The organism is Mesorhizobium huakuii, assembly GCF_014189455.1.
Lineage (GTDB): Bacteria > Pseudomonadota > Alphaproteobacteria > Rhizobiales > Rhizobiaceae > Mesorhizobium > Mesorhizobium huakuii_A.
The window spans coordinates 3,899,179-3,923,017 of the sequence record NZ_CP050296.1 but is presented as its reverse complement, the minus strand read 5'-3'; the positions used below and the strand labels follow the sequence as shown (position 1 = coordinate 3,923,017).

At 63.0% G+C, this 23,839-nt stretch carries 19 protein-coding genes and 4 pseudogenes; 8 read left to right on the top strand and 15 right to left on the bottom strand.

Features of this window, described 5'->3' with window-relative positions; genetic code table 11:
• Positions 1 to 2: 2 nt before the first annotated feature.
• Positions 3 to 939, top strand: a pseudogene (locus HB778_RS19335) (dimethyl sulfoxide reductase anchor subunit family protein).
• A gap of 2 nt (positions 940 to 941) precedes the next feature.
• On the opposite strand, the pseudogene pdeM reads toward HB778_RS19335, so the two are convergent.
• The 5 genes and pseudogenes from pdeM to HB778_RS19310 all read right to left on the bottom strand — a co-directional run bounded on the left by pdeM (position 942) and on the right by HB778_RS19310 (position 7,094).
• Positions 942 to 1,657 (bottom strand): annotated as a pseudogene (gene pdeM, locus HB778_RS19330) (ligase-associated DNA damage response endonuclease PdeM).
• Between the two features lie 3 nt (positions 1,658 to 1,660).
• Positions 1,661 to 4,191 (bottom strand): annotated as a pseudogene (locus HB778_RS19325) (ligase-associated DNA damage response DEXH box helicase).
• Between the two features lie 227 nt (positions 4,192 to 4,418).
• Positions 4,419 to 5,279: an NlpC/P60 family protein gene (locus tag HB778_RS19320; RefSeq protein WP_183456127.1), complete on the bottom strand. Its 861-nt coding sequence runs from the start codon at positions 5,277 to 5,279 to the stop codon at positions 4,419 to 4,421.
• Positions 5,280 to 5,306: 27 nt separating this feature from the next.
• Positions 5,307 to 5,657 (bottom strand): MarR family winged helix-turn-helix transcriptional regulator, encoded by a 351-nt coding sequence (locus HB778_RS19315; RefSeq protein ID WP_010913361.1) that lies wholly within the window; start codon positions 5,655 to 5,657, stop codon positions 5,307 to 5,309.
• A 72-nt stretch (positions 5,658 to 5,729) separates the two neighbouring features.
• Entirely contained in the window at positions 5,730 to 7,094 is a 1,365-nt protein-coding gene (locus HB778_RS19310) for a leucyl aminopeptidase family protein (protein WP_183456124.1), read from the bottom strand.
• A 131-nt stretch (positions 7,095 to 7,225) separates the two neighbouring features.
• On the opposite strand from HB778_RS19310, the gene HB778_RS19305 reads away from it, so the two are divergent.
• Complete coding sequence (locus HB778_RS19305) at positions 7,226 to 8,047, top strand: tetratricopeptide repeat protein (RefSeq protein WP_183456123.1); 822 nt, start codon at positions 7,226 to 7,228, stop codon at positions 8,045 to 8,047.
• Positions 8,048 to 8,190: 143 nt separating this feature from the next.
• Here HB778_RS19305 and HB778_RS19300 read toward each other — a convergent pair whose 3' ends face one another.
• The 9 genes and pseudogenes from HB778_RS19300 to HB778_RS19260 form a co-directional block, all read right to left on the bottom strand.
• The gene (locus HB778_RS19300) at positions 8,191 to 9,216 is read right to left on the bottom strand and encodes a type II secretion system F family protein (protein WP_183456121.1); all 1,026 of its coding nucleotides are present in this window, start codon (positions 9,214 to 9,216) and stop codon (positions 8,191 to 8,193) included.
• Between the two features lie 9 nt (positions 9,217 to 9,225).
• A complete protein-coding gene (locus tag HB778_RS19295) occupies positions 9,226 to 10,239 on the bottom strand; it encodes a type II secretion system F family protein (protein ID WP_183456119.1) in 1,014 nt (337 codons plus the stop codon).
• Positions 10,240 to 10,268: 29 nt separating this feature from the next.
• Complete coding sequence (locus HB778_RS19290; RefSeq protein WP_183456118.1) at positions 10,269 to 11,774, bottom strand: CpaF family protein; 1,506 nt, start codon at positions 11,772 to 11,774, stop codon at positions 10,269 to 10,271.
• Between the two features lie 23 nt (positions 11,775 to 11,797).
• On the bottom strand, positions 11,798 to 13,087 hold the full coding sequence (locus tag HB778_RS19285) for an AAA family ATPase (protein WP_183456116.1): 1,290 nt from the start codon (positions 13,085 to 13,087) through the stop codon (positions 11,798 to 11,800).
• A 37-nt stretch (positions 13,088 to 13,124) separates the two neighbouring features.
• Positions 13,125 to 13,862 (bottom strand): CpaD family pilus assembly protein, encoded by a 738-nt coding sequence (locus tag HB778_RS19280; protein WP_183456115.1) that lies wholly within the window; start codon positions 13,860 to 13,862, stop codon positions 13,125 to 13,127.
• Between the two features lie 14 nt (positions 13,863 to 13,876).
• Positions 13,877 to 15,394 (bottom strand): type II and III secretion system protein family protein, encoded by a 1,518-nt coding sequence (locus HB778_RS19275; protein WP_183456112.1) that lies wholly within the window; start codon positions 15,392 to 15,394, stop codon positions 13,877 to 13,879.
• A pseudogene (gene cpaB, locus HB778_RS19270) lies at positions 15,391 to 16,205 on the bottom strand (Flp pilus assembly protein CpaB). Before cpaB ends, HB778_RS19275 begins: the two are co-directional and overlap by 4 nt.
• 214 nt (positions 16,206 to 16,419) lie before the next feature.
• On the bottom strand, positions 16,420 to 16,938 hold the full coding sequence (locus HB778_RS19265) for an A24 family peptidase (protein ID WP_183456110.1): 519 nt from the start codon (positions 16,936 to 16,938) through the stop codon (positions 16,420 to 16,422).
• Between the two features lie 184 nt (positions 16,939 to 17,122).
• Positions 17,123 to 17,275 (bottom strand): Flp family type IVb pilin, encoded by a 153-nt coding sequence (locus tag HB778_RS19260; protein ID WP_183456108.1) that lies wholly within the window; start codon positions 17,273 to 17,275, stop codon positions 17,123 to 17,125.
• 381 nt (positions 17,276 to 17,656) lie between these two features.
• On the opposite strand from HB778_RS19260, the gene HB778_RS19255 reads away from it, so the two are divergent.
• From HB778_RS19255 to HB778_RS19245, 3 genes are all read left to right on the top strand, one after another.
• The gene (locus tag HB778_RS19255; protein ID WP_183456106.1) at positions 17,657 to 18,079 is read left to right on the top strand and encodes a pilus assembly protein N-terminal domain-containing protein; all 423 of its coding nucleotides are present in this window, start codon (positions 17,657 to 17,659) and stop codon (positions 18,077 to 18,079) included.
• A 140-nt stretch (positions 18,080 to 18,219) separates the two neighbouring features.
• Complete coding sequence (locus HB778_RS19250; RefSeq protein WP_183456104.1) at positions 18,220 to 18,810, top strand: TadE/TadG family type IV pilus assembly protein; 591 nt, start codon at positions 18,220 to 18,222, stop codon at positions 18,808 to 18,810.
• A gap of 33 nt (positions 18,811 to 18,843) precedes the next feature.
• The gene (locus tag HB778_RS19245) at positions 18,844 to 19,467 is read left to right on the top strand and encodes a TadE/TadG family type IV pilus assembly protein (protein ID WP_183456102.1); all 624 of its coding nucleotides are present in this window, start codon (positions 18,844 to 18,846) and stop codon (positions 19,465 to 19,467) included.
• 6 nt (positions 19,468 to 19,473) lie between these two features.
• Here the strand turns inward: HB778_RS19245 and HB778_RS19240 are convergent, their stop codons facing one another.
• Complete coding sequence (locus HB778_RS19240; protein ID WP_183456100.1) at positions 19,474 to 20,397, bottom strand: phosphate/phosphite/phosphonate ABC transporter substrate-binding protein; 924 nt, start codon at positions 20,395 to 20,397, stop codon at positions 19,474 to 19,476.
• Between the two features lie 338 nt (positions 20,398 to 20,735).
• Here HB778_RS19240 and HB778_RS19235 point away from each other — a divergent pair, with 338 nt between their 5' ends.
• From HB778_RS19235 to HB778_RS19225, 3 genes are read left to right on the top strand one after another with little or no spacing between them, the layout of a single operon-like run.
• Positions 20,736 to 21,977, top strand: a complete 1,242-nt coding sequence (locus tag HB778_RS19235) for a phosphopentomutase (RefSeq protein WP_183456097.1) — start codon at positions 20,736 to 20,738, stop codon at positions 21,975 to 21,977.
• Complete coding sequence (mutM, locus tag HB778_RS19230) at positions 21,970 to 22,860, top strand: bifunctional DNA-formamidopyrimidine glycosylase/DNA-(apurinic or apyrimidinic site) lyase (protein WP_183456095.1); 891 nt, start codon at positions 21,970 to 21,972, stop codon at positions 22,858 to 22,860. The genes HB778_RS19235 and mutM overlap by 8 nt, the downstream gene beginning before the upstream one ends.
• Positions 22,861 to 22,890: 30 nt before the next feature.
• Entirely contained in the window at positions 22,891 to 23,664 is a 774-nt protein-coding gene (locus tag HB778_RS19225; protein WP_183456093.1) for an enoyl-CoA hydratase, read from the top strand.
• The last annotated feature ends 175 nt before the right edge of the window (positions 23,665 to 23,839 follow it).

Below are 23,839 nucleotides of genomic sequence, written 5' to 3'. Positions count from 1 at the left end.
CCATGCATCCAGCCTTCTCCGTCGTCTTCTTCACCACCGCCACGGGTGCAGGCTATGGCCTCGCTGGCGCTGCTTGGCATTTTCGGTGGTTTCCAGATCATCCCCGCCGACTTCTGGCTGGGTATCGTCGGCCTGGGGCTGGCGCTCGGTTTGATCGCAGCGGGATTGTTGTCCTCGACCGGCCATCTCGGCAGGCCGGAGCGCGCCTGGCGGGCGTTCTCGCAGTGGCGCAGTTCATGGCTGTCGCGCGAAGGCTTGGCCTCGGTCATCACCTTCATCCCGGCCGGGCTGTTCGGCATCGGCTGGGTGTTCTTTGGCCGCAATGGCAGCTGGGTGGCCATTGCCGGATTGCTGGCCGCCATCGGTGCGATCGTCACGGTCTGCACCACCGGCATGATCTACGCCTCGCTGAAGCCGATCGCCCAGTGGCACAGCCGCTATACTTTGCCGGCTTATCTTATTTTCGCGACCATGACCGGCAGTGTTCTGTTGAACGCGCTGCTGCAAGGTTTTGGTGTCGCCTCGATGGCCGTATTGGCGTTCTCGCTGCTCGCCACCCTTGCCGGCTGGGGCTGGAAGCTCGCGACCTGGCGCTACAATGACCGGCTCGAGATTCCGACCACTGCCAACACCGCGACGGGGCTGGCCGGCGGCACTGTGCGGTCGCTGGAGTGGCCGCATACCGAGGAAAACTACCTGCTCAAGGAAATGGGCTTTCGCATCGCGCGCAAGCACAGTGCCAAGCTGCGCATGCTCACACAGGGATTGGCCTTCGCCCTGCCCGTCCTGCTGCTCGCTGCCACCTTTGCCCTGCCCTGGCCTTATTCGATGGTGCCGTCGGTGCTTGCCGCGATCGTCCAGTTCGCCGGGATGCTGGTCGAACGCTGGCTGTTCTTCGCCGAGGCGAAGCACACGGTGACCCTGTACTACGGACGTTGAGGTCAGCCCGGCCGCAGCATCGAGCGGGAGATGGCGAAGATGCGGTCGGCGCCAAGCATGTAGGCCATCAACGTTTCCAGCCGGAACAGCCCGGCATAGGCGCGATCGAGGACGTTGAGCGAACCGGTATAGGCGCCGAAGGCCGGCATAATCATCCGCCCGCCATCGCCCGCGAAGCAACGCCGGCGCACCGAACGGCCGCGCTGCACAATGCGCGCGCAGGGATGCAGATGGCCCGATATCTCGCCCTCGACACGCACTTTCGACGGCTCATGCCGGAATAGCAGTGGGCCGATGGCCAATTCCCGCACGGTTTCCCCGGGCAGATCCGCCGGCGCTTCCGGATCATGATTGCCGGCGACCCAGAACCAGTCGCGGCCCGCCATCAGCGCTTCCAGCCGCTCGCGAAAACTCGCGTGCATGCGCTCTGCGCCGCCGCCATCATGAAAAGAGTCGCCAAGGCTGATGACGATCGACGGCTGGTAGTCCGATATGACGGCCTGCAGTCTGAGCAACGTCGCGCCGGTGTCGTAGGGCGGGATCAGCGTGCCGCGCCGCGCCAGCGACGACCCTTTTTCCAGATGCAGATCGGAGACCGCCAACAGCCTGAGCTCAGGAAAAAGAGCACGCCGCGCGGATCGCAGACCGCGCGCTCGCCGGCGATACCGACCAAATCGGCCTCGGCAATCAGCGATGCGCGTGTCAGCGAGAAATTCATCCTCTACCTTCGTTCCTCACCTCGGCCCATGGCCTCTTCGACCAGGTCGGCGGCTTCCATGAGCAGGGATTCATTGGCGCCGCCATTCACCGATTCCTTGCCGATCTCCAGCATGATCGGCACAGCCAGCGGCGAAATCTGCTCGAGATGCTTATGCATGATTCGACCGCGGACACGCGAAAGCATCTCGGCAAGTCTGCTGACATCGAGCAGCCCGGCCGACGCATCAGTGCGCGTCGCCTGCAGCAGGATGTGATCCGGTTCGTGGCTGCGCAGCACATCATAGATCAGGTCGGCCGAGACCGTCACCTGCCTGCCGCTCTTCTCCTGGCCCGGAAAGCGCTTCTCGATCAGCCCGGCGATGACAGCGCAGGTGCGGAAGGTGCGCTTCAGCATCCAGCTGTCATTCAGCCAGGCCTCGAGATCGTCGCCCAGCATGTCCTCGTCGAACAGGGCGGCCAGCGACGGCTTCCTGGCCTTGAACAGAGCGGCCATGTCGTCCAGCGCCCAGATGGCCAGCGAATAGTCGGTGGCGACAAAGCCGAGCGGCCGGGCGTTCGCCCGCTCCAGCCGCCGCGTTAACAGCATGCCGAGCGTCTGGTGCGCCAGCCTGCCTTCAAAGGGATAAGCGACCATATAGTGGCGGTTGCCGCGCGGAAAGGTCTCGACCAGAAGGTCGCCGCGCTTGGGCAGCACCGACTTTTCCTTCTGCAGCCGCAGCCAGTCGGCGACCTGTTCGGGCAACGCCTGCCAGCGGTCGCTTTCGGCCAGCATGCCGCGCACCTGGTCGGCCAGATAGGTCGAGAGCGGAAACTTGCCGCCGGCATAGGACGGCACGATGATGTTGGCGCCGGCACCGTTGGAGACGACGCATTCGTTCTCGCGGATGCCTTCGAAGCGCAGCACCTTGCCGGCGAACAGGAAATTGTCGCCGGGGCGCAGCGTTTCGGCGAAATACTCCTCGATCTTGCCCAGCACCGGCCCGCCGCGCCCGGCCATGCCGCGGCCCTGCCTGACATAGCGGACATTGAGCTCCGGCATCTCGACGATGGTGCCGACGTTCAGGCGGTATTGCTGCGCGATGCGCGGATTTGAGACGCGCCACAGGCCGTCCTTGGTCTTGCGGATACGCGCGTAACGCTCGTAGTTCTTCAGCGCATAGCCACCGGTGGCGACGAAATCTACGACGCGGTCGAACGTCTCGCGCGCCAGCGCGGCATAGGGGCGGCACCGCGCACCTCTTCGAACAGATGGTCGGCGTCGAAGGGTGCGCCGCAGGCGACGCCGAGCACATGCTGCGACAGCACGTCGAGAGCGCCGGTGATCAAAGGCGGCGTGTCCTGCGCGCCGAGATAGTTGGCATCGAGCGCTGCCCGGCATTCCAGCACCTCGAAACGGTTGGCCGGGATGAGGATCGCCTTGGACGGCTCATCCATGCGGTGGTTGGCCCGGCCGATGCGCTGCGCCAGCCGGCTGGCGCCCTTCGGCGCGCCGACATGCACGACCAGGTCGACATCGCCCCAGTCGATGCCGAGATCGAGCGTCGAGGTCGCGACAATGGCCCGCAGCGCATTCTCACCCATCGCCTTTTCAACCCGCCGGCGCTGGCCGACATCGAGCGAGCCGTGATGCAAGGCAATCGGCAGCGAATCCTCGTTGGCCCGCCACAATTCCTGGAACAGCAGTTCGGCCTGGCTGCGGGTGTTGACGAACAGAAGCGTGGTGCGATGGCGTTTGATCGCCTCGTAAATTTCGGGAATGGCGTAGCGGGCGGAATGGCCGGACCACGGGACGCGTTCGCGCGAGTCCAGGATCGAAATGTCCGGTTTCGCCCCGCCCGCCACAGTGATCAGCCCAGCCATTCCGCCTGCCGGATTCTGGCTGACCAGCCAGCGCCGCAACTCGTCCGGCTCGGCCACCGTCGCCGACAGGCCGATCGTCTGCAGGCCGGGCACGTAGTTGCGCAGCCGCGCCAGGCCGAGCGCCAAGAGATGGCCGCGTTTCGACGTCACCAGCGAATGCAGTTCGTCGAGCACGACATAGCGCAGATCCTCGAAGAAGCGCCTGGCGTCGGGGGCGGCGATCAGCAGCGCCAGTTGCTCAGGCGTGGTGAGCAGGATGTCGGGCGGAACCAGTTTCTGCCGCTGGCGCTTGTGGGAAGGCGTGTCGCCGGTGCGCGTCTCGATGGTGACGGGCAGTCCGATCTCCTCCACCGGCTTGCCGAGATTGCGCTCGATGTCGACGGCCAGCGCCTTGAGCGGCGAGATGTAGAGCGTGTGGATGCCACGATGCGCCTGGCCGGGTTTGCGCCTTGGCCTGACGGCTAGTTCGGTCAGTGAGGGCAGGAAGCCGGCCAGCGTCTTGCCGGCTCCGGTCGGCGCGATCAGCAATACCGATTGCCCGCTTTGAGCCTTCGCCAGCAATTCGATCTGATGGGCGCGCGGCGACCAGCCCTTTTCCCCGAACCATCTGAGGAATGGCTCGGGCAGGGCAATGGCGGCATTCTGCTCGGCAAGGCGCGGCTCAACTGTCACCCGCCAGAGGTAGCGCGGGTACACGCGAACGCCAAGCAAAATCGGAACAAAAGGGGATCGTAACGCCTTCTTCCCTTCTCCCGTTGTGGGAGAAGGTGGATCGGCGCGCAGCGCCGAGACGGTTGAGGGGTGTTCCTTCGGAGTGAGACGCTGGCGTTCCCTGGAACACCCCTCATCCGTCACCTTCGGCGACACCTTCTCCCACAAGGGGAGAAGGAAGAACTGCACTAGGGCCTTCTAACCCCTGTCGGCCCGCCATAGAGATAACCTATCCGGGCGATGGCGTCCTTCAGCCCTTCGCGCGAGACCAGCATGGTGTGGCCGTTGGCGTGGATCATGGTCTCGGCGTCGGTCATGACCGCGACATGGCCTTTCCAGAACACCAGATCACCGCGCCGCAGCCCCGAGAAATCAGGACCCGGCTCCAGCGGTTCGCCGATGCTTGCCGCCTGCATGTCGGAATCGCGCAGCACGTCCCTGCCCGCCATGCGCATCGCCAGTTGCACCAGGCCGGAACAGTCGATGCCGAAGCCGGACGTGCCGCCCCACAGATAGGGTGTGCCAAGAAACGTCTCGGCAACCGCCACATAGTCGGCGGCAACTTCCCCTATGAGCCTGAGGTGGCCCGCTATGATCGCCTCGCCGGAGGGCAGGACGGCATAATGCGTGCCGCGTGTCTCGGCGGCGCCCGTCACCGTCACGGCCGATCCCATCGACAGCTGTGCCGCGATCGGAAAGCGCAGGTCGGGTCCGGGATAGAGGAAGGTGCGGGGGACGGAGACGATATGGGTGGGCGCATGGTCGCGTCCGCCCAGCATGGTGTCGGCGACATAGCCGACATAGCCGTCGCGTTCGGCTTGGATCCAGGCCCAGCCTTCGGCGACCTCGAAAACGAGGACATCATCGCCGAACAGGAGCTGCGTGTTGACGCCGGCGTCAGGCCGCGGTCCCTTACGCACATCGGCCAAGGGAGCGGTGATCCGCGCCGGACGGCCGCTGACAAAGCGGTCGGCGGTAACTTCGCCTTTCAGCCTCGCGTCGGCAAGGTCGGAACGGAAGGCGTGGAGGCGTGCATCCCTGGCGGTCAAATCAGTAATCCGGTCAAATGCTAGTGGTCAGATGGGTAGTTCATGGGCCCTGGCGATGATACCATCGCCGAAGCGCTCGACAAAGAGCGCGCCCTCGACCGTGCGCTTGATCAGCACATTGCGCTTGTCGAGTTCGTCGCGATGGCGCGACACCAGTTTCAGTGCGCCCATCGTGTCGAGCGCGCGGGTGATGACCGGCTTGGTGACGTTGAGGCGGGCGGCGAGCCCGCGCACGGTGTGCGGCGGCGGATCGAGATAGATGGTGAACAGGATCGCCGTCTGGCGCATCGTCAGGTCGGGCGCGTCGTCGCGCACCTGCGACAGCATCACTTGCTGCCACAGTCGCAAGGCCTGGCTCGGGCGCATCGCAATCGACATCGCGCCAGAATGACGGCAAATTGTTTCGGTTCCGTTTCAGTCTCAGCAATTTGCCGGCTCTGTTGACCGACTTCAGCCGAAACGCCTGGAAATGATCCGTTCCAGAGCCCGAATCCCTTGCGCCTCGCCGCCAGCGGGGCCGTGCGGACGATCGGCGGGGTTCCAGGCGAAGATGTCGAAATGCGCCCAGCCCGTCGTCTTCTCGACAAAGCGCTTGAGGAACAGCGCCGCGGTGATCGAACCGGCGAAACCGTCCGTGGTGACATTGTTGATATCGGCGATCTTTGACGACAGTTTCGCATCGTAAGGCCGCCAAAGCGGCATGCGCCACAGTGGATCCTCGACCGCCAGCGATGACGCCGCCAGCTCAGAAGCCAGCGCCTCGTCACCGGTGTAGAACGGCGGCAGATCGGGGCCAAGCGCGACACGGGCGGCTCCGGTCAGCGTCGCCATGTCGACCAGCAGCTGCGGCTCCTCGTCGTCGGCCAGCGCCAGCGCATCGCCGAGCACGAGCCTGCCTTCGGCGTCCGTGTTGCCGATCTCGACCGTGATGCCCTTGCGGCTTGTCAGCACGTCACCGGGCCGAAAAGCATTGCCGGCGATCGAATTCTCGACCGCGGGGATCAGCACGCGCAACCGCACGTTCAGCCCGGCAGCCATGATCATCGAGGCCAAGCCAAGCACATTGGCCGCGCCGCCCATGTCCTTCTTCATCAACAGCATGCCGGATGAGGGCTTGATGTCGAGACCGCCGGTGTCGAAGCAGACGCCCTTGCCGACCAGCGTCACCTTCGGCGCGTCCTCTCGCCCCCAAATCATATCGATCAGCCGCGGCGCGCCGACAGATGCCCGGCCGACGGCGTGGATCATCGGGAAATTCCGCGTCAGCAGCTCGTCGCCCTTGATGACGGAGACTTCGGCCCTGTGCGCCGCGGCCAGGGTGCGCACCGCCTTCTCCAGATCATCCGGTCCCATATCGCTGGTCGGTGTGTTGACCAGATCACGGGCCAGGAAGACGCCCTCGGCGACGCGGCGAACGCGCGACGCGTCGACACCGGCCGGCAGGTCAAAGCGCAGCGCCTTGCCTGACTTCTTGCCGTAACGGGTAAAGATATAGGCGCCGAGCGCAATCGCGATTGCCGCGAGTTCCGGCTCGGCCGGCGTCGAGGCGAAATGCCAGTCGCCTTCCGGCAGGGCTTTCGACAGTGCGCCGAGCGCGAGCGCGCCCTCACCGTCGCCAAGACCGAACAGTGCGCCAGCAAGCGCGCCGCTTTCGCCGGGCACGGCCAGCGTCCTGCCTGCCTCGCCGGAAAACCCGTTGGCCTTGGCCCATGCGATGGTCGATGGCGCAAGGCCGGCGGCCTCCAGTCCGTCACGGGGCACCAGATGCACCGGCAGTGCACCTTGCAATTTCGTCTCGACGAGTTCGACAGGCATTCGATGTTCTCCTGCCGACCCGGGCCCCGAGTCGGCGTTTCTTAACTCTCCGTTAGGGTTAACAGAATATTTCTGCGGGAGGGAAGATGGCCACGCAATGGCCGCGCGTATGAATGGAGGCCTAGGGTGTCATGCCGACCAACCGCACAGTGAATGCCAGGGGAAAACGGCTCGTCACCACGGCCCTCATGCTGGCGCTCGCGGCGGGTGTCGGCGGGTGCGGAACCAGCAGGATGACCACGGGCTCGATCGGCCGCAGCGGCGGCAAGCCGCTGGAGACGATGTCGGCGGGAGAAGTGCACAATGCCACCGCCGCCCTTGGCCAGTCCTACGCCAAGAACCCCAACGACAAGCGTATAGCGACCAACTTCGCGGCCGCGCTGCAGATGGACGGCGATGCCGACCAGTCGCTTGCCGTGATGCGCAAGCTGGCGATCGCCTACCCCAAGGACCGTGACGTGCTCGCCGCCTATGGCAAGGCGCTGGCCGCCAATGGCCAGTTCGAGGCCGCGCTCGATGCCGTACGCCGCGCCCAGACGCCGGAATATCCCGACTGGAAGCTGGTGTCGGCGGAAGCCGCCATCCTTGATCAGATCGGCCAGAAGGACGAGGCGCGCCAGCTCTACCGCAAGGCCCTCGAACTCAAGCCGAATGAACCTTCGGTTCTCTCCAATCTGGGCATGTCCTATGTGCTGGAAGGGGATCTGCGCACCGCCGAAACCTATATGCGTTTGGCCGCGCAGCAGCCCGGCGCCGACAGCCGTGTACGCCAGAATCTGGCGCTGGTCGTCGGCCTGCAGGGCCGCTTCGACGAGGCCGAGAAGATCGCCTCGCAGGAACTCTCGCCCGAACAGGCACAGGCCAATGTCGCCTATCTCAGGCAGATGCTGGCCCAGCAGAATGCCTGGAGCCAGCTCAAGGATCAGGACAAGTCGAAGCCGGCAACCAACTGACGCAGCGATTTCGCCAACAGAGCAATTCCAGGAAAAGTGTGTAACGGTTTTCCGTCCGGAATTGCGCCAAGACAAAACCCAGACGTTGAAAGCCGCGCTGCATGCAGCGCGGCTTTCGTATTTGCGCAAGGATTGCCGTGCCTTTACTGGGTGGCTGACGCTGCCGCCCCGGAATGATCGCCGAAGATGCCGCGCTGGCTGACCTGGATGCCGGCGGGGCCGAGGATGATGGCGAAAAGCACCGGCAGGAAGAACAGGATCATCGGCACGGTGAGCTTGGGCGGCAAGGCGGCGGCCTTCTTCTCGGCGGCGTTCATGCGCATGTCACGGCTTTCGGCGGCAAGCACGCGTAGCGCGTGCGCCACCGGCGTACCGTAGCGCTCGGCCTGGACGAGCGCCTGCGACACCGATTTGACCGATTCCAGGCCGGTACGGCTCGCTAGATTCTCATAGGCTTGCTTGCGCTCCTGCAGATAGGAGAGCTCGGCATTGGTCAGGATGAATTCTTCCGCCAGAGCTACCGACTGCGCGCCGATCTCATCGGCGACCTTGCGCAGCGCCGCCTCCACCGACATGCCTGATTCCACGCAGATCAGCATCAGGTCGAGGGCATCCGGCCAGGCCATCTGGATCGACTGCTTGCGCTTGGTGGCGCGGTTGTTGACATAGAGGACCGGCGTGTAGAATCCGCCATAGGCAACGAGGACGCAGACGAACAGCCGGACCACCAATGGTTTGTCCGGCAATCCTCCGAGCACGAACATGTAGACCAGAGCCAGCGCGAAGCCGACAAAAGGCAGCACGAGGCGGAAGAAGAGAAAACGCGTCAGCGGGTTCTGTCCCCGGAAGCCGGCCACCTTGAGCTTCTGCAAGGTGTTCTCGTCGGCCAGCGCGCGCCGCAGGTCGAGCCGGTCGACGATGTTGCGCATGCCTTCCGACTGTTGCTCGCGCAGGCCCTTGCGGCGGCGATCGGCCTCGCTGGCCAGCCGCGCGCGCTGCTTGGCGCGAAGCTCATCGCGCTCCAGCGCGACCGACTTCATGCGAGCCTTGAGCTGGTTGCCGCCAAGCGCCGGCAGCAGCGTGAAGACGGTCGCGAACACGGCGATGGCCACCAACAGCGCGATCAGGAGGCTGGGATCCGTCAGTGACTTGATGACTTGTTCGCTCATGTCACGGCCCTAGACATCAAAGTTCATCATCTTGCGCATCACGAAGATGCCAATCGACATCCAGATGGCGGAAACGCCGAGGATCAGATTGCCGACACTGGTGTTGAACAGCGGCATCAGGTAGAGCGGGCTCGAAAGGTAGACCAGGAAGGCGACGATGAAGGGCAGCGCGCCGATGATGGCGGCCGACGCCTTCGCCTCCATGGACAGCGCCTGAACCTTGGCTTTCATCTTCTTACGGTCACGAAGCACGCGCGAAAGATTGCCCAGCGCCTCGGACAGATTGCCGCCGGCCTGCGACTGGATCTGGATGACGATGCCGAAGAAACTTGCCTCGGTGCACGGCATGGTTTCGGGCATGCGCAAGGTCGCATCGGGGATCGACAGTCCCATCTGCTGCGAATCGACGATGCGTCGGAACTCGGCCTTCACCGGCTCGGGGGATTCGTTGGCAATCAGGCGTATGGCGTCGTTCAGCGGCAGGCCGGACTTGACCGCGCGCACGATAATGTCGAGGGCGTTTGGAAATTCGTTGAGGAATGCCTTGACCCGGCGCGCGCGGCGAAACGAGACGAACCAGCGCGGCAGGCCGAGTGCGCCAGCCAACAGCACACCGGGCAAAACAAGCATCGGCGCGCCGGCCATGAAGGCGACCACCACCAGCGCGAGGCCGCATATGGCCGAGTAGATGTAGAAACGTTCGACCGAAACCTTCATGCCGGCCTGGCGAAGCTGGGCCTTCAGCGGCGGCTTCTTGACGGCGTTGTCCTTGGTTTTCTGCTTCTCGTCGAGTTCCTTCAGCGAATCCTGCACCGATTTGCGGCGCTTGGCCGCGTCCGCCGCGCGGTCGCGCGTGGCCTTGACGATGGAGCGATCCGTCTCGGCGGCCTTGATCGTCTCAAGCCGCTTGCCGGCCTGTTTCTCATTGCTGATCTGCTTGGCCAAGAATGCATAGGCGACCGCGCCGGCGCTGAAACCGGCGAGCACGACAAACGCCAATACGGTGCCGTCAATTCCAAACATCGACCAGAACCTTCACACCTGCGGATACCTCAGTCAGCACGTTTCTCCATCGCCTCGAGCGCGGTGGCGAGGCGCTGTTCCTCGCCATAGTAACGAGCCCGATCCCAGAAATGCGGGCGGCCGATGCCGGTCGAGACGTGCTCGCCCAGCAGCCTGCCGTTGGCGTCCTCGCCCTTGATGTTGTAGAGGACGATATCCTGGGTGATGATGACGTCGCCTTCCATCCCGATGACCTCGGTGATGTGGGTGATGCGGCGCGATCCGTCGCGCAGACGCGCCGCCTGGATGATCACGTCGATGGAGCCGACGACGATTTCGCGCACGGTTTTCTGCGGCAGCGAATAACCACCCATGGCGATCATGGATTCGATACGGTTCAGGCATTCGCGCGGACTGTTCGAGTGGATCGTTCCCATCGAGCCGTCATGGCCGGTGTTCATCGCCTGCAGAAGATCGAACACTTCGGGTCCGCGCACTTCGCCGACGATGATGCGCTCGGGCCGCATGCGCAGGCAGTTCTTGACCAGGTCGCGCATCGTCACTTCGCCTTCGCCTTCGAGGTTGGGCGGGCGGGTTTCCAGACGCACGACATGCGGCTGCTGCAGTTGCAGTTCGGCCGAGTCCTCGCAGGTGATGACGCGCTCGTCGCGGTCGATGTAGTTGGTCAGGCAGTTGAGCAGTGTCGTCTTGCCCGAGCCGGTGCCGCCCGAAATGACGATGTTGCAGCGGACACGGCCGATGATCTTGAGCACTTCGGCGCCCTGCGGCGAGATGGCGCCGAACTTGACCAGTTGATCGAGCGTCAGCTTGTCCTTCTTGAATTTGCGGATGGTGAGCGCGGTGCCGTCGATGGCGAGCGGCGGTGCGATGACGTTGACGCGGGAGCCGTCGGGAAGGCGGGCGTCGCAGATCGGGCTGGATTCATCGACACGGCGGCCGACCTGGCTGACGATGCGCTGGCAGATGTTGAGCAGCTGCTGGTTGTCACGAAAGCGGATGCTGGTCTGCTCGACCTTGCCGTTGACTTCGATGTAGACGTTCTTGGAGCCGTTGACCATGATGTCGGCGATGTCGTCGCGGGCGAGCAATGGCTCGAGCGGTCCGTAGCCAAGCACGTCGTTGCAGATATCCTCGAGCAGTTCCTCCTGCTCGGCGATGGACATCGCGAAATTCTTGATCGCGATGATGTCGTTGACGATGTCGCGAATTTCCTCGCGCGCGGTTTCGGGGTCGAGCTTGGCGAGCTGCGACAGGTCTATCGTGTCGATGAGCGCGGAGAAAACCTGGCTCTTGGTGTCATAGTAGGTTTCGCTTTTTTCGCGGCCCCGCTTCGCCTCCGGCGCAATTGGCGGCGCCTCGACCGCGCGGCGGGCTGGCGGCGCGACGGGTGCGCTTGGCGGTGGCGGTGCCGCGGGCCGGGCAAGAACCGTCGTATCCGCCGAACCCGCGGGCGGCGGGGCGGCCGGCGCCGGTGCTGGCTGGCGGAATTCCGGCGTGAACCGGTTGCCGTCGTCGTTGCCTCTTTTACCGAACATGATCGACTACCGGTTCCAAAGCGTCACTTCTTGTTGCGCGAGAGCTTGCCGAGCAGGCTGCCCAGGCCAGCCTTCTTTTTCGTCCGGATTTCGCTTCGCCCGGTCAGTACATGAGCAATCTCATTGATCATGGCCACAACCGGGTTCTTGGCATCCATCTCGCCGAGCATACGCCCATTGTTGGCGGCATTGCCGAACAGCAACGGATCAAAGCCAATGACCGATATCGGCGTCAGGCCGAGCGGCTCGGCGAAATCGGACGGCGAAATTTCGGGCCGCTTGGGGACGCCGGCCTGGTTGATGATCAGCTTCGGCGGCGGGTCGTTAGGACGAAGCCGCTTGAACATGTCGACGAGGTTCTTGGTGTTGCGCAGATTGGCCAGTTCCGGCGTCGCCGTGATGACGATCTCGTCGGCCTTGACCAGCGTGTTCTTGGCCCAGCCCGTCCAGACATGGGGAACGTCCAGCACCAGAAGCGGCACGCTGCGCTGCGCGGTATCGACAAGTTGCGCAAAGGCTTCGGGATCGAAGTCGTAGACGCGTTCCAGCGTCGAGGGCGCTGCGAGCAACGACAGGTGCTCGGCGCACTGGGTCAGCAGCCGGTCGAGATAGACTTCATCGACGCGTTCAGGCGAGAACACCGCTTCAGCGATACCCTGTGCCGGGTCCTGGTCGAAATTGATGTTGGCCGTGCCGAAAGCGAGGTCAAGGTCGGCAACAACGACCTCGGACTTGAACAGGGAGGACATTGCCCAGGCGACATTGTGGGCGATGGTGGAAGAGCCGACGCCGCCCTTGGCGCCGATAAAGGCGACCGAACGGCCGAGCGGTTCGGCTTCCGGATCGACGAAAATCGACGACACGACACTGACGATGTCGGCCATCGACACCGGCGCGATGACATATTCCGAGATGCCGGAGCGGATAAGCTCGCGATAGAGACCGACGTCATTGTAGTGGCCGATCACCACCACTTTCGAGGATGGATCGCAGTATTCCGAGAGCTGGGCGAGCTGTTCCAGCAATTGCTTGGGTTCGCTGCGCGACTCCAGCAGGATCAGGTTCGGCGTCGGCGCCGACTGATAGAACTCGATTGCCGTGGGAACGCCGCCCATGTGGACCTTGAGATGCGCCTTGGTCATGCGGCGGTCCTCGCCGGCGCGCTCGACCGGATTGGCGACGCCCTCGGTCTCGCAGAACGCCTGGATCGAGATGCGCGGAACCGGGCGCAACGCCTGCATCGCGGCGATGTCCTGCGGCGATGTATCACCGCCGTCCACGGTGGCGTCATAGGCAAGGTTGCTCATGGTCATGCTCTTTCCGTGGCTTCTCTTTCCTCGAGGGCTCGGCTCAGTACGTCACTTCCGAATTGCCGAGGAATTCACCCGAAATACCCCGGCTGCGGTAGATATCGATCACCGCGCCGCGATTTTCCGCATCGATGGTGGTCTGCTTGCGCGGCCCGAGCAGGTCGGACGGGTTCGCAACCTGGGCGGCGAGATTGTTCTGATAGGAGCAGCCGAAGTCGGCATAGTGCTTGTTTTCGGAGGTCTCGGTGAGATCGTCCGGCCAGCGGCCGCATTTGTCGGTCTGGGCTCTCACGGCGATAAAGGAGACGCGAACCGGCGCGGATGTCTCGCTCGATCCAGCCTGATAGGAGACCACGACGATGCGGTTGCGCTTGATGCCGCTGGCGACCGCGAGCCTGGCGAAATCACGGCCGGCCGCCGACGCCGCGACCTCATTGGCCGATCCGCTCGGAATCTGGATCGTCAGTGTCGGCGCGGCACTCTTGTCATAACCGTCGAGGAAACCGAGCAGCGTGTCGCGCTGTGAACCGGTCATGCCGCGGTCGCCGGCGCCGACAGGCAGGTCGATCTTCTGGTTCTTCTCGGCGATGACGATCGGATGGTTGGTGCGATAGTCGTCCGGAATGGCGCCAACGGTGATGCTGTCGCGCTGGGCGCAGCCGGCCAGCAAGGCCGTCACCGCCACCGCCAGGAGCGGCAGCGCCCGCAGGCCGGCCCGCGAACGGCCGGTGCGCATCGTCGAGGCGATGGTCCTTGTCTTCAACGCTGACTGAGACATGTCCGCTTCCCCATTCACTTGTAGATGTAGCCGACGACGCCGTGGTACCGGCCGTTGGGCCTGTCGGTCTGCATGGTGCCGTAGACCCGATTAACCTTGCCCAGGAACATGCCGGCGCCGTCGCTCGGAGGATTGAAATTGTCGTCCGGCTTGGCGAGATCGTTGCGTGCCACCGGCTTCGTCAGATAGGGCGTGATGATGATGACGAGCTCACTTTCGTTGCGCACGAAGTCCCTGCTGCGGAAGAGAGCACCAAGAACAGGAATCTTCGTCAGCCCCGGCAAGCCGTTGACGGCCTGCCTGACATCGTCGCGAACCAGGCCGGCGATCATCATGGAACCGCCCGAGGGCAGTTCGACCGTCGTATCGGCAAGGCGTTTGCGCAGCGACAGGAGATTCGCGCCGGGGCTCGTCACGCCATTGGAAAGCGCCACGGATCCTTCGGTTGTCGGCTCGGAGACCGAGGTTCTGACCTTCAGACTGATGCGGCCGGGAGACAGCACGACCGGCTGGAATTCCAGGCCGATGCCGTACTCGATCTTGTCGATGGAATACGTCGTCAGGCCGGTCTGGTTGTCGGTGGATACGTTCTGGGAGACGCCGGTCACCATGTTGTATTCGCCACCGACCTTGAACGTCGCCTTCTCGCCGGATACGGCGGTCAAGGTCGGCTCAGCCAGCGTCTTCATGACCCCGGACTCCTCCATGGCGTTGATATAGGCCTTCAGTGCCGAGTTGCCGATGCTGAAGCCCGAATTCGACAGCTGCTTGCCCAATCCCGCGAAATTGTCGCCGATCGCACCATAGCTGATACCGTTGCTGCCGCCGTTGCCGATCATGTTGACGCCGAGCTGCTTCATCACGGAGCGGCTGACTTCGGCGACCGTCACTTTCAGCGTGACCTGGTCGTCACCGATGATCTGCAGGAGATTGACGATCTTCGAGACGCGTCGTTCCTGATCGGGGTTGTTGATGTCGACGCCGTTCGAGGCCGAGCCGCCGGCAGCGGTCTGCGAATACTGACCCGTCGTCGCTTCACCGCCCGAGACGAAGATCGTCGCCAGGTCAACCGCTCGTTTGGCGTCCAGCGGCGTATCGACCGTCCCGGTCAAGACGACGTTGTCGTTCAGCAGTTCCACCTTGACGGCCGAGGTCGGAAGGAAGCGCTTGATGTAGTCCTCCAGGCCGGCGACGTCGCGTTCGACGGCCAGATCCAGGCTGGCGATCTGCTCGCCGTTCGGACCGAAGACGAAGATGTTGGTCTCGCCGACCGCCTTGCCGAACAGGTAGATACGCCTTGCGGTGCGGGTCACCGCATCGGCAACGGTCGGGTTGGCGACAAGAATGTCGTAGGCATCGCTCGGCAAGTCTATGACCACCGATTTGTTGAGGCCAAGCTTGACGCGCTGGTTGGCGGTCGTGGCCGTCACCTGCGTGCTCTTCGCCTCGACAACGCCCTGCACATTCGTTCCGACGAGCAGCAAGCCGAATGCCGCGGCTATGATTGCCGGCAGTTTACCGCTTAGCCTCATTTCCTTGCCCCTACTTCGGAAACTTCACCCGACTTGATCAGTCTCACCGTTCCCTTGCGGCCATTGCCGGAAACGAGATAGTCGGCCTCGTCCACATTCTTTTCCTGGGTGTCCGTGATCGCCCGCAGCGCCAGGGTCAGGCGATCGGCCATCTGCTGGGCGACGGTGATGATCTCCGCCTGTTTGGGCGTGAGCTCCAGCGTGGCGGTCTGGCCCACCCTGGTCTTCTTGCCCTCCTCGTCCTCCTGGATCGTCTGGTCGATTGCCAGGACGCGGATGTTCTTGAGGATGGTTTCGGTGTTGAAACCGGTGCCGCCGCTGCTGGCATCGGCCCTTCGCGTCATGATGACGTCGACGAAGTCGTTTGGAAGGATGAAGCCGCCGGCCGAAGTGTCGGCCGATATGGTTGTGGCGACCGCGCGCATCCCGGAAGGCAGGATGGACGACATGAAGCTCTGCCCCTCGCCGATCAGCTTGGAACGCCGCACCGGCTCGCCCGCATACATCGGCACACGGGCAATCGACCCTTTCAATTTCTCCAGTGCGTCGGGAGCGTTGACCTTGGTGATGAAATTCGCATTGACGCCGTCGGCCGGCCAGGATTGCCAGGAGATGTTGTTCTGGAGCGCGTTGCCCATCGCGACATCGCCCGAGAGCACAAGCACGTCCTGCAGGGGTACGGCGGGAGCCTGGGGGCCGGAATCGACAACGATCTGCGGCGGCGGGGCGGCGACCATGTTTTTTGCGACATAGCCAGCGCCACCCGCCGCGCCACCGCCACGCTCAGAATAATAAGTCGGGATGCTGGCATCTGTCCGAACCCTCGCCCTTGGCAAACCACGTAGCCAAGCCGGACTTTGCAGCGGCAATCGTCAAAACAAGGTTAATGCAATGCTTACGATCGTGATTAATTTAAGGTTTACATAAATTAGCTGGATCCCGCCGTGACGGACGCGAAGAGCCCGACCACGGCTCTTTCAAAGGGGTCGGGCAACGCAGTCAAGGGAACGGAAATCAGATCGTGCTCAACCCGCAAGCTTTGCTAGCGCCCACACCATCAAAGGCGAGTCCGGATAGGTCAGCAGTCCGCCCAGGCCGAGCGCGATCCCGTAGGGAACCCCGGTCGTGTCGTCCGCGAAATGACGCAGGAATGGATTGCGTCCGGTAAAAGCCGCCAGCGGCGACTTCCGGTAGAGCAGGATGGCAAGCGTCAGCAGGCCGCCGATCATTGTCGAGACAACGAGGTATTCGACGAGATGGATGTTCAACCCCATCCACACGGCCGTAGCGGCCAGCAGCTTGGCGTCGCCTCCACCCATGCCACCCATCGCGAACAGGCCGAACGTCACGGTAAGGACCAGGGCGCCGGCGGCGAAATGCCAGCCATAGGCTGCCCATTCCATACCCGTCAGCGGCGCAACCAGCGCGAAGACGACGACAAGCAGCACCGAGACGCGGTTGGCAATTGTCATCGACAGCATGTCGGAGATCGCGGCAAACAGCATGCAGAACGGAAAGACGACGAAGATCAGGGCTTCAAGCATCGGTGTCGCGCCTAAGGTTCAATTCCAGTGAGCCAAGCCTAGGTATTTTCGATTAACGATTGATGAGGCGGTTCTCTAAAAATCGGAACCAGAACTGACTGTGAACCGTGTAAAAACGAAGCAAGGGCCGCCAGTGGGCGGCCCTTGCTGTAAGCAACAAGCTGATCGTCAGCAGTACAGCGGATTAGCTGCCGCTGGAGTTCAGCGTGGAACCGATCGAGGTGAACTTGGCGTTGATCGCATTGCCAAGGGCGCCGGCGCCGGTGATGATGGCGAGCGCGATGAGGGCGGCGATCAGACCATATTCGATAGCGGTCGCGCCGGATTCGTCCTTCACGAAACGTGCAAAAGGTTAGACATTCGAGAGCTCCTACTCCACGTGTTACAGCACTTCCGTCAACTTCTGTAATGGTTGATCGGATGCTGCCAATCTAGGGAGAAGCTCTTTCGATCGGCTTAATAAACAGCCTTACCGATTCCTTTCCCGGCTCCAACGGAGTGCGTGGTTAACTCCATGCTAAGCGCGGGCCAAAGTGCCGTTTCCCAGGCCAACGCCGCAAAAGGCAAGGGCTTAAGGAAGCTTGCGACCCGGCCACGGATCCGGCCATGCGAACAGCCATGCCGGCCGCTACATCCGGCGCCGGCAAGCCGACTTAACCGTTGGTTCACCAATCTCGTTCATGTTCCGTTGAACAGTTTGCTTGCGTGGAGCGCCCCGATGGCCGTGCTGAGATCCTCAATCCTGGTTGCCGTGCTTCTTGCCGCCACGAGCTTGATCACGCCAGCTAGGGCCGGCGCCGATATCCAGGTCACGATGAATCAGGCCAAGATCGTGAAATTGTCACGCCCCGCCGACACGATCGTCATCGGCAACCCGGCCATCGCCGATGCCTCCGTCCAGGACGCCTCGACGGTCGTGCTCACCGGCAAGGGATTCGGCGTCACCAATCTCGTCGTTCTCGACCAGGAGGGCAGCCCGATCGTCGACGCGCAGGTTACCGTCGTGCGGCAGGCAGCCTCGACGGTTCGCATTTACCGGCGTGCCGAGGTCCAGACCATGTCGTGCACGCCCTATTGCGAAAGCTCCTACAAGAGCGAGGCCGAAAAATCCTCCGAAGCCGAGATGAGCGCGAGCAAATAGGCTGCACGCCCCTTAGCCGCCGCCCAGGTTACTGGCTGGTTAAGACGTTTGCGCCAACTTTAACGATCATTCACACCGGACCTCAATTGGTTTGCGCTAATACACCTGCCGGAACCGTCCAGGGGTGGCAGGAACAGGGCATGGGCAACGAATTCGGCTCGACAGGTCAGCACAAGGTGGAGCGCGCCGGGTTTTTGAAGCGCTTCGTTCGCAACCGCCGTGGCAGTACGGCCATCGAATTCGCAATCCTGGCATTGCCGTTCGCGCTTCTTGTCTTTGGCATCCTTGAAAGCTGCATCTCATTTGCCGGCCAGGAGGTGATGGCCAACATCACCGACGATATTGCGCGCCAGTTGCGCACGGGCCAGTTGAGGCCGGCCGATGTGGCGGGGACCAAATTGACGACCCTGATCTGCAGCAAGCTGCAGATCATCGTCTCGACGGATTGCCCGCAACAGCTGCTCGTCGATCTTCGCGAATATCCGACTTTCGCCGACGCGGCCTCGGCAAGCTTCACGATCCAGAACGGCGATGTCGTGCTGATGCAAGGCACGAACTCACAGACTTTTGCAAACACGCCTGGCCTGGCGGAATCGAAGAACATGCTGCGGGTCTTCTACAAATGGCCTGTGGTGACCGATCTGATGGCGAGGTCGATGGCCAATCTGAGCGGCGGCAGGACACTGCATTTTGCGTCGGCGACCTGGCAGAACGAGCCGTTCGACAATTGAGTTCGGAACCACCAACAAGAAAAAGGCAATGGCATGATGCGTGCGGGGGCACATCCGGGAATTGCGGGACTCTGGAGCAAGGCGGTCGGGTTCTGCTCCAATCGCCGTGGTGTGGCGGCGGTCGAGTTCGCTCTTATCGTGCCTATCCTGCTGATCATGTACTTCATGACCATGGAGGCGTCGCAGGCCATCGAGACGAGCAAGAAGGTCAGCCGCATCGGCAGCATGGTCGCGGATCTCATCACGCAGCAGCCGACCATCGTCAAGGCGGATCTCGACGCCATCATGAAAATCGGCACATCGACCATTCAACCCTACAACCGTTCGACACCCAACATCACCATCACCGCAATACAGGTCACGACCGATCCGACGCCCAGGGTCCTGGTGGTGTGGTCGCGCAAGGTCGCCAGCGGCGTCTACAGTGTCGGGGCCACCGCAGGCACGGCCACCACGGTTCCGGCAACGCTCAAGGTTGCCGGTACCTTCCTCATCCGCGTTGACAGCAATCTTAGCTATGCGCCGATTATCGGCTGGACGGCGAATACCCAGCAAAAGCTTGGATTGACCCAATCCCTCACCACGACGATTCCGATGGGCGAGACCTACTATCTGCGCCCGCGCAGAAGCCTGACCATCCCCTGCAGCGACTGCTGAAGACTTTTACCGCTGCCCACCGTCGGCCGACACCAGGCGCACGATGGCTTCCGCCGCCGCATAATCCTTTGGGGCTGCGGTCAAAAAGCCGCCAGAGTGTTTCGATTCCAGGAGATCGTAGACATCCGGCGTCGTCGATTTGAGGTTGGTGAGGAACACGGTCAGCCGGCGCTTGGCTTCCGGGTCGAGATCGCTGCGCACTGCATGGGGACCATATCTCAGCAGGCCCGACATCCACACGACCTGGAGAGCCGACGCCGAAAGGCCGGCCGCTTCGAGCCTTGCCTGCGTTCCACCAGACAGCAACGGCTGGCCGTCGGCCGCGGCCCTCACCCAGCCGAACGAGGCGTCGGCCTGGCCGTCGACGAGCATTTTTTCCGCTGCCGACGCTGAATCCGTATGGATCAGAAAGGGGGCGTCTTCGGCGATCTTGACGTGCTCGGCGGCCAGCTCCGCCAGCGGCAGAAGCGAGCCCCCGACACTGTCCGGCGGCGGCATGGCGATCCGGTGCGCCTGCATCGCCCCCAGGCCAGACAGCTTGCCGTCCCTGGTCAGCAGCACGGAGCGGATGCCGGCCGCACCGTCGGAATCAACCGGCGCCACAAGCGGCTCGATGCATCCGCAACGCTGCAGCGCCGTGGCGTAGGCCGTTGCCGAATAGATGGCGTACTCGATCCGGGCGTTGGCCTGCGCCTCGATCAATGCCGCATAGTCGCGCGCGACGACGAACTCCACCTTCATGCCAAGCGCATTGGTAAAGGATTGCGTCAACAGCGCCAGCCCCGGAACGGTGTTGCCGGCGCCAGGCTCGGCGACGATGCCGATGCGAAATGTGCCGATATCATCGCGCCAGTCGGCCCGCGCCGGACCACACCAGAGCGCGCCGTGCACGACCACAAGGCCAGCACATGCCTTCAGCGCGGCGTTCATAAAGAGACCGTCCTTGGGTTTTCTTCGATCCATGCCCATGCCCGGTGCGCCGCAATACTTTTTATCTTGGATTACGTCTGTCGTCGTTGCCCCAAAACCGCCAGACACTTTTGGGCGACATGGACTATTAGTTTGTCCATGTCGTTGTCCCAGAAACCGCCAGGCATTTTGGGTTACATGCACTCTTAGCTTGTGCATGTCGTTCCCCCAAAACCGCTGCGCACTTTTGGGCGACATGCACTGGACTATCCACGCCAGCCATTGCCGTTTGGTTTCCGAATTGCCAATACCGCCGTGGAACCCTATGTCTGGGCGTCCAAACTGGCAACAATGACCCGATGGCGCGTGCTTTCCTCTTTGTCCTGGATTCCTTCGGCGTCGGCGGCGCGGCCGATGCTGAACGCTATGGCGACGCCGGCGCCAACACGCTTGCGCACATCGCCGAAGCTTGCGCCGAAGGGCGTGCGGATCGCGAGCGGCTTCGTCAGGGGCCGCTGTTTGTCCCGCACATGGCATCGCTCGGGCTCGGCAAGGCATCCGAGACGGCGACAGGATTGGCTTTTTCCCATTTCGGAACGGATCTGGCCGCCAATGCCTTCCATGGCGCGGCGCAGGAAGTTTCGAGCGGCAAGGACACCCCTTCCGGTCACTGGGAGATCGCAGGCCTGCCGGTTCGCTTCGACTGGGGTTATTTCCCGGATACGGTTCCCGCCTTTCCGGCTGATCTGACCGCGGCGATGATCCGCGAGGGCGAGGTTTCAGGCATTCTCGGAAACTGCCATGCGCCAGGTACCGAGATCATCGAACGCTTCGGCGAGGAACACATCCGCACCGGCAAGCCGATCTGTTACACCTCCGTCGACTCGGTCCTGCAGATCGCCGCGCATGAAGTCCATTTCGGGTTGGAGCGGCTTTATGAATTCTGTCAGGTGGTACGCCGGCTGGTTGATCCGCTGAGGATCGGACGCGTGATCGCACGGCCGTTCGTCGGCGAGACCGCCGGCACCTTCCAGCGGACCTACAATCGCCATGACTATGCCGTGCCGCCGCCGGAGCCGACCTTGCTCGACCGGCTGACGGCACGGGGAAGCCGCGTTATAGCCGTCGGCAAGATCGGCGACATCTTCGCCCATCGCGGGGTTTCGGAAGTGCGCAAGGCCGCCGGCAACATGGCCATGTTCGACAAGGCGCTCGGTGCGATGGATGATGCTGGCGACGGCGATCTCGTTTTCGCCAATTTCGTCGATTTCGACACCGAATTCGGCCATCGCCGCGATGTCGCCGGCTATGCCGCCGCGCTCGAGGCCTTCGACCGGCGGCTGCCGGAAGCATTTGCAAAACTGCGGCAGGGCGACATCCTCATCCTGACGGCCGACCATGGCAATGATCCGACCTGGCGAGGGACCGATCATACGCGTGAACGTATCCCGGTGATCGGCATGGGACCGGGTTTGACAGGTGGCGACATCGGACTGAGAACGACATTCGCCGATATCGGCGAGACCGTCGCCGAACATCTCGGCCTGGCGCCCGGCCGCCACGGCACTTCTTTCCATGCGATGATTGGCGGCCATGCCTGAATTGCCCGAAGTCGAAACGGTGCGGCGTGGTCTGCAGCCGGTCCTGGAAGGTGCCCGTCTGACCAAGGTCGAGGCGCGGCGGCCAGATCTGCGCTTTCCCTTCCCCGAACGGTTTTCGGAACGGCTGACCGGCAAGACGATCACGGCACTTGGCCGCCGGGCCAAATATCTGACCATGCATGTGCAGGACGGCCCGGTGCTGATCTGCCATCTTGGCATGTCGGGCTCGTTTCGCATCGAGACCGACGATGACGGCGAGACACCTGGCGTGTTCCACCACGAACGCTCGAAAAGCACGACGCACGACCATGTCGTGTTCGATGTCGTCGCCGCCGACGGCGCCCGTTCCCGCGTGATCTTCAACGACCCGCGCCGCTTCGGTTTCATGCTGTTCGCGGAAGGATCGCCGGAGACGCATCCGATGCTGGCCGGACTCGGCGTCGAGCCGACGGGCAACGCGCTGGACGGCGTGCTGCTCGCCTCTTTGCTGAAAGGCCGCGGATCGCCGCTGAAGGCAGCACTTCTTGACCAGAAGCTGATCGCGGGGCTTGGCAATATTTACGTGTCGGAGGCGCTCTGGCGCGCCGGCCTGTCGCCCTTGCGTGCGGCGGGCACCATCGCCAAGCCGGGCAAGAAGGCCAGGGAGCAGAGCGAACGCCTGGCCGAGGCGATCCGCTCGGTCATATCAGATGCCATCGCCGCAGGCGGGTCGTCGCTGCGCGACTACGTGCATACCGACGGATCGCTGGGCTATTTCCAGCATTCCTTCGCCGTCTACGACCGCGAGGGCGAACCCTGCCCGAAGCCCGGCTGCGGCGGCCACATCGAGCGTATCGTGCAGAGCGGACGCTCGACCTTCTATTGCCGGACGTGTCAGAGCTGAGTTAGACCGGGTCGAGTGAGGAGAAGCAGCATGGCCTATGAAACGATCATCACCGAGACGCGCGGCAAGGTCGGACTGATCACGCTGGACCGGCCAAAGGCGCTTAATGCTCTGAATTCCCAGATCCTTGCTGAACTCGTCGCAGCCGTGAACGGTTTCGGCGCCGATCCTGGCATCGGCGCCATGGTTCTTACCGGTTCCGACAAGGCCTTCGCCGCTGGTGCCGACATCAAGGAGATGCAGGCGATCTCCTATGTGGACGCCTATAGCCAGGACTTCTTCGCGGGTTGGGAAGAGTTCACGCGCACGCGAAAGCCGATCATTGCGGCAGTGGCTGGCTATGCGCTGGGCGGCGGATGCGAGCTGGCCATGATGTGCGACTTCATCATTGCCGCCGACACGGCCAAATTCGGCCAGCCCGAAATCACGCTCGGCGTCATTCCCGGCATGGGCGGGTCGCAACGCCTGACCCGGTTCGTCGGCAAATCGAAGGCGATGGATATGTGCCTGACCGGGCGGATGATGGATGCCGCGGAAGCCGAGCGCTCAGGCCTGGTGTCGCGGGTCGTGCCCGCCGCCGAACTCGTCGAAGAGGCGGTCAAGGCGGCGGCCAAGATCGCCGATTTCTCGCTGCCGTCGGTGATGATGGCGAAGGAAGCGGTCAACCGTTCCTATGAGACGACGTTGGCCGAGGGATTGCGGTTCGAGCGCCGTCTGTTCCACTCGCTTTTCGCGCTCGAAGACCAGAAGGAAGGCATGGCGGCCTTCGCCGAAAAGCGGAAGCCGAATTTCACCAATCGGTAGAGTGTTGCCGGCCGGCGATCGAAACCCTGTGGCATCGGCCAAAAAGAACGCCAGGCAGCGTTGACGCGCCGGAAAAGCTGAACTATAAGCCGCACCAACCGAGGCGGCCCTGTGGCTGCCCGTTTGTTTTTTGCGCCCTGCGGCATGCCGCGTGCGCCGACCAGATCAGAAGAGA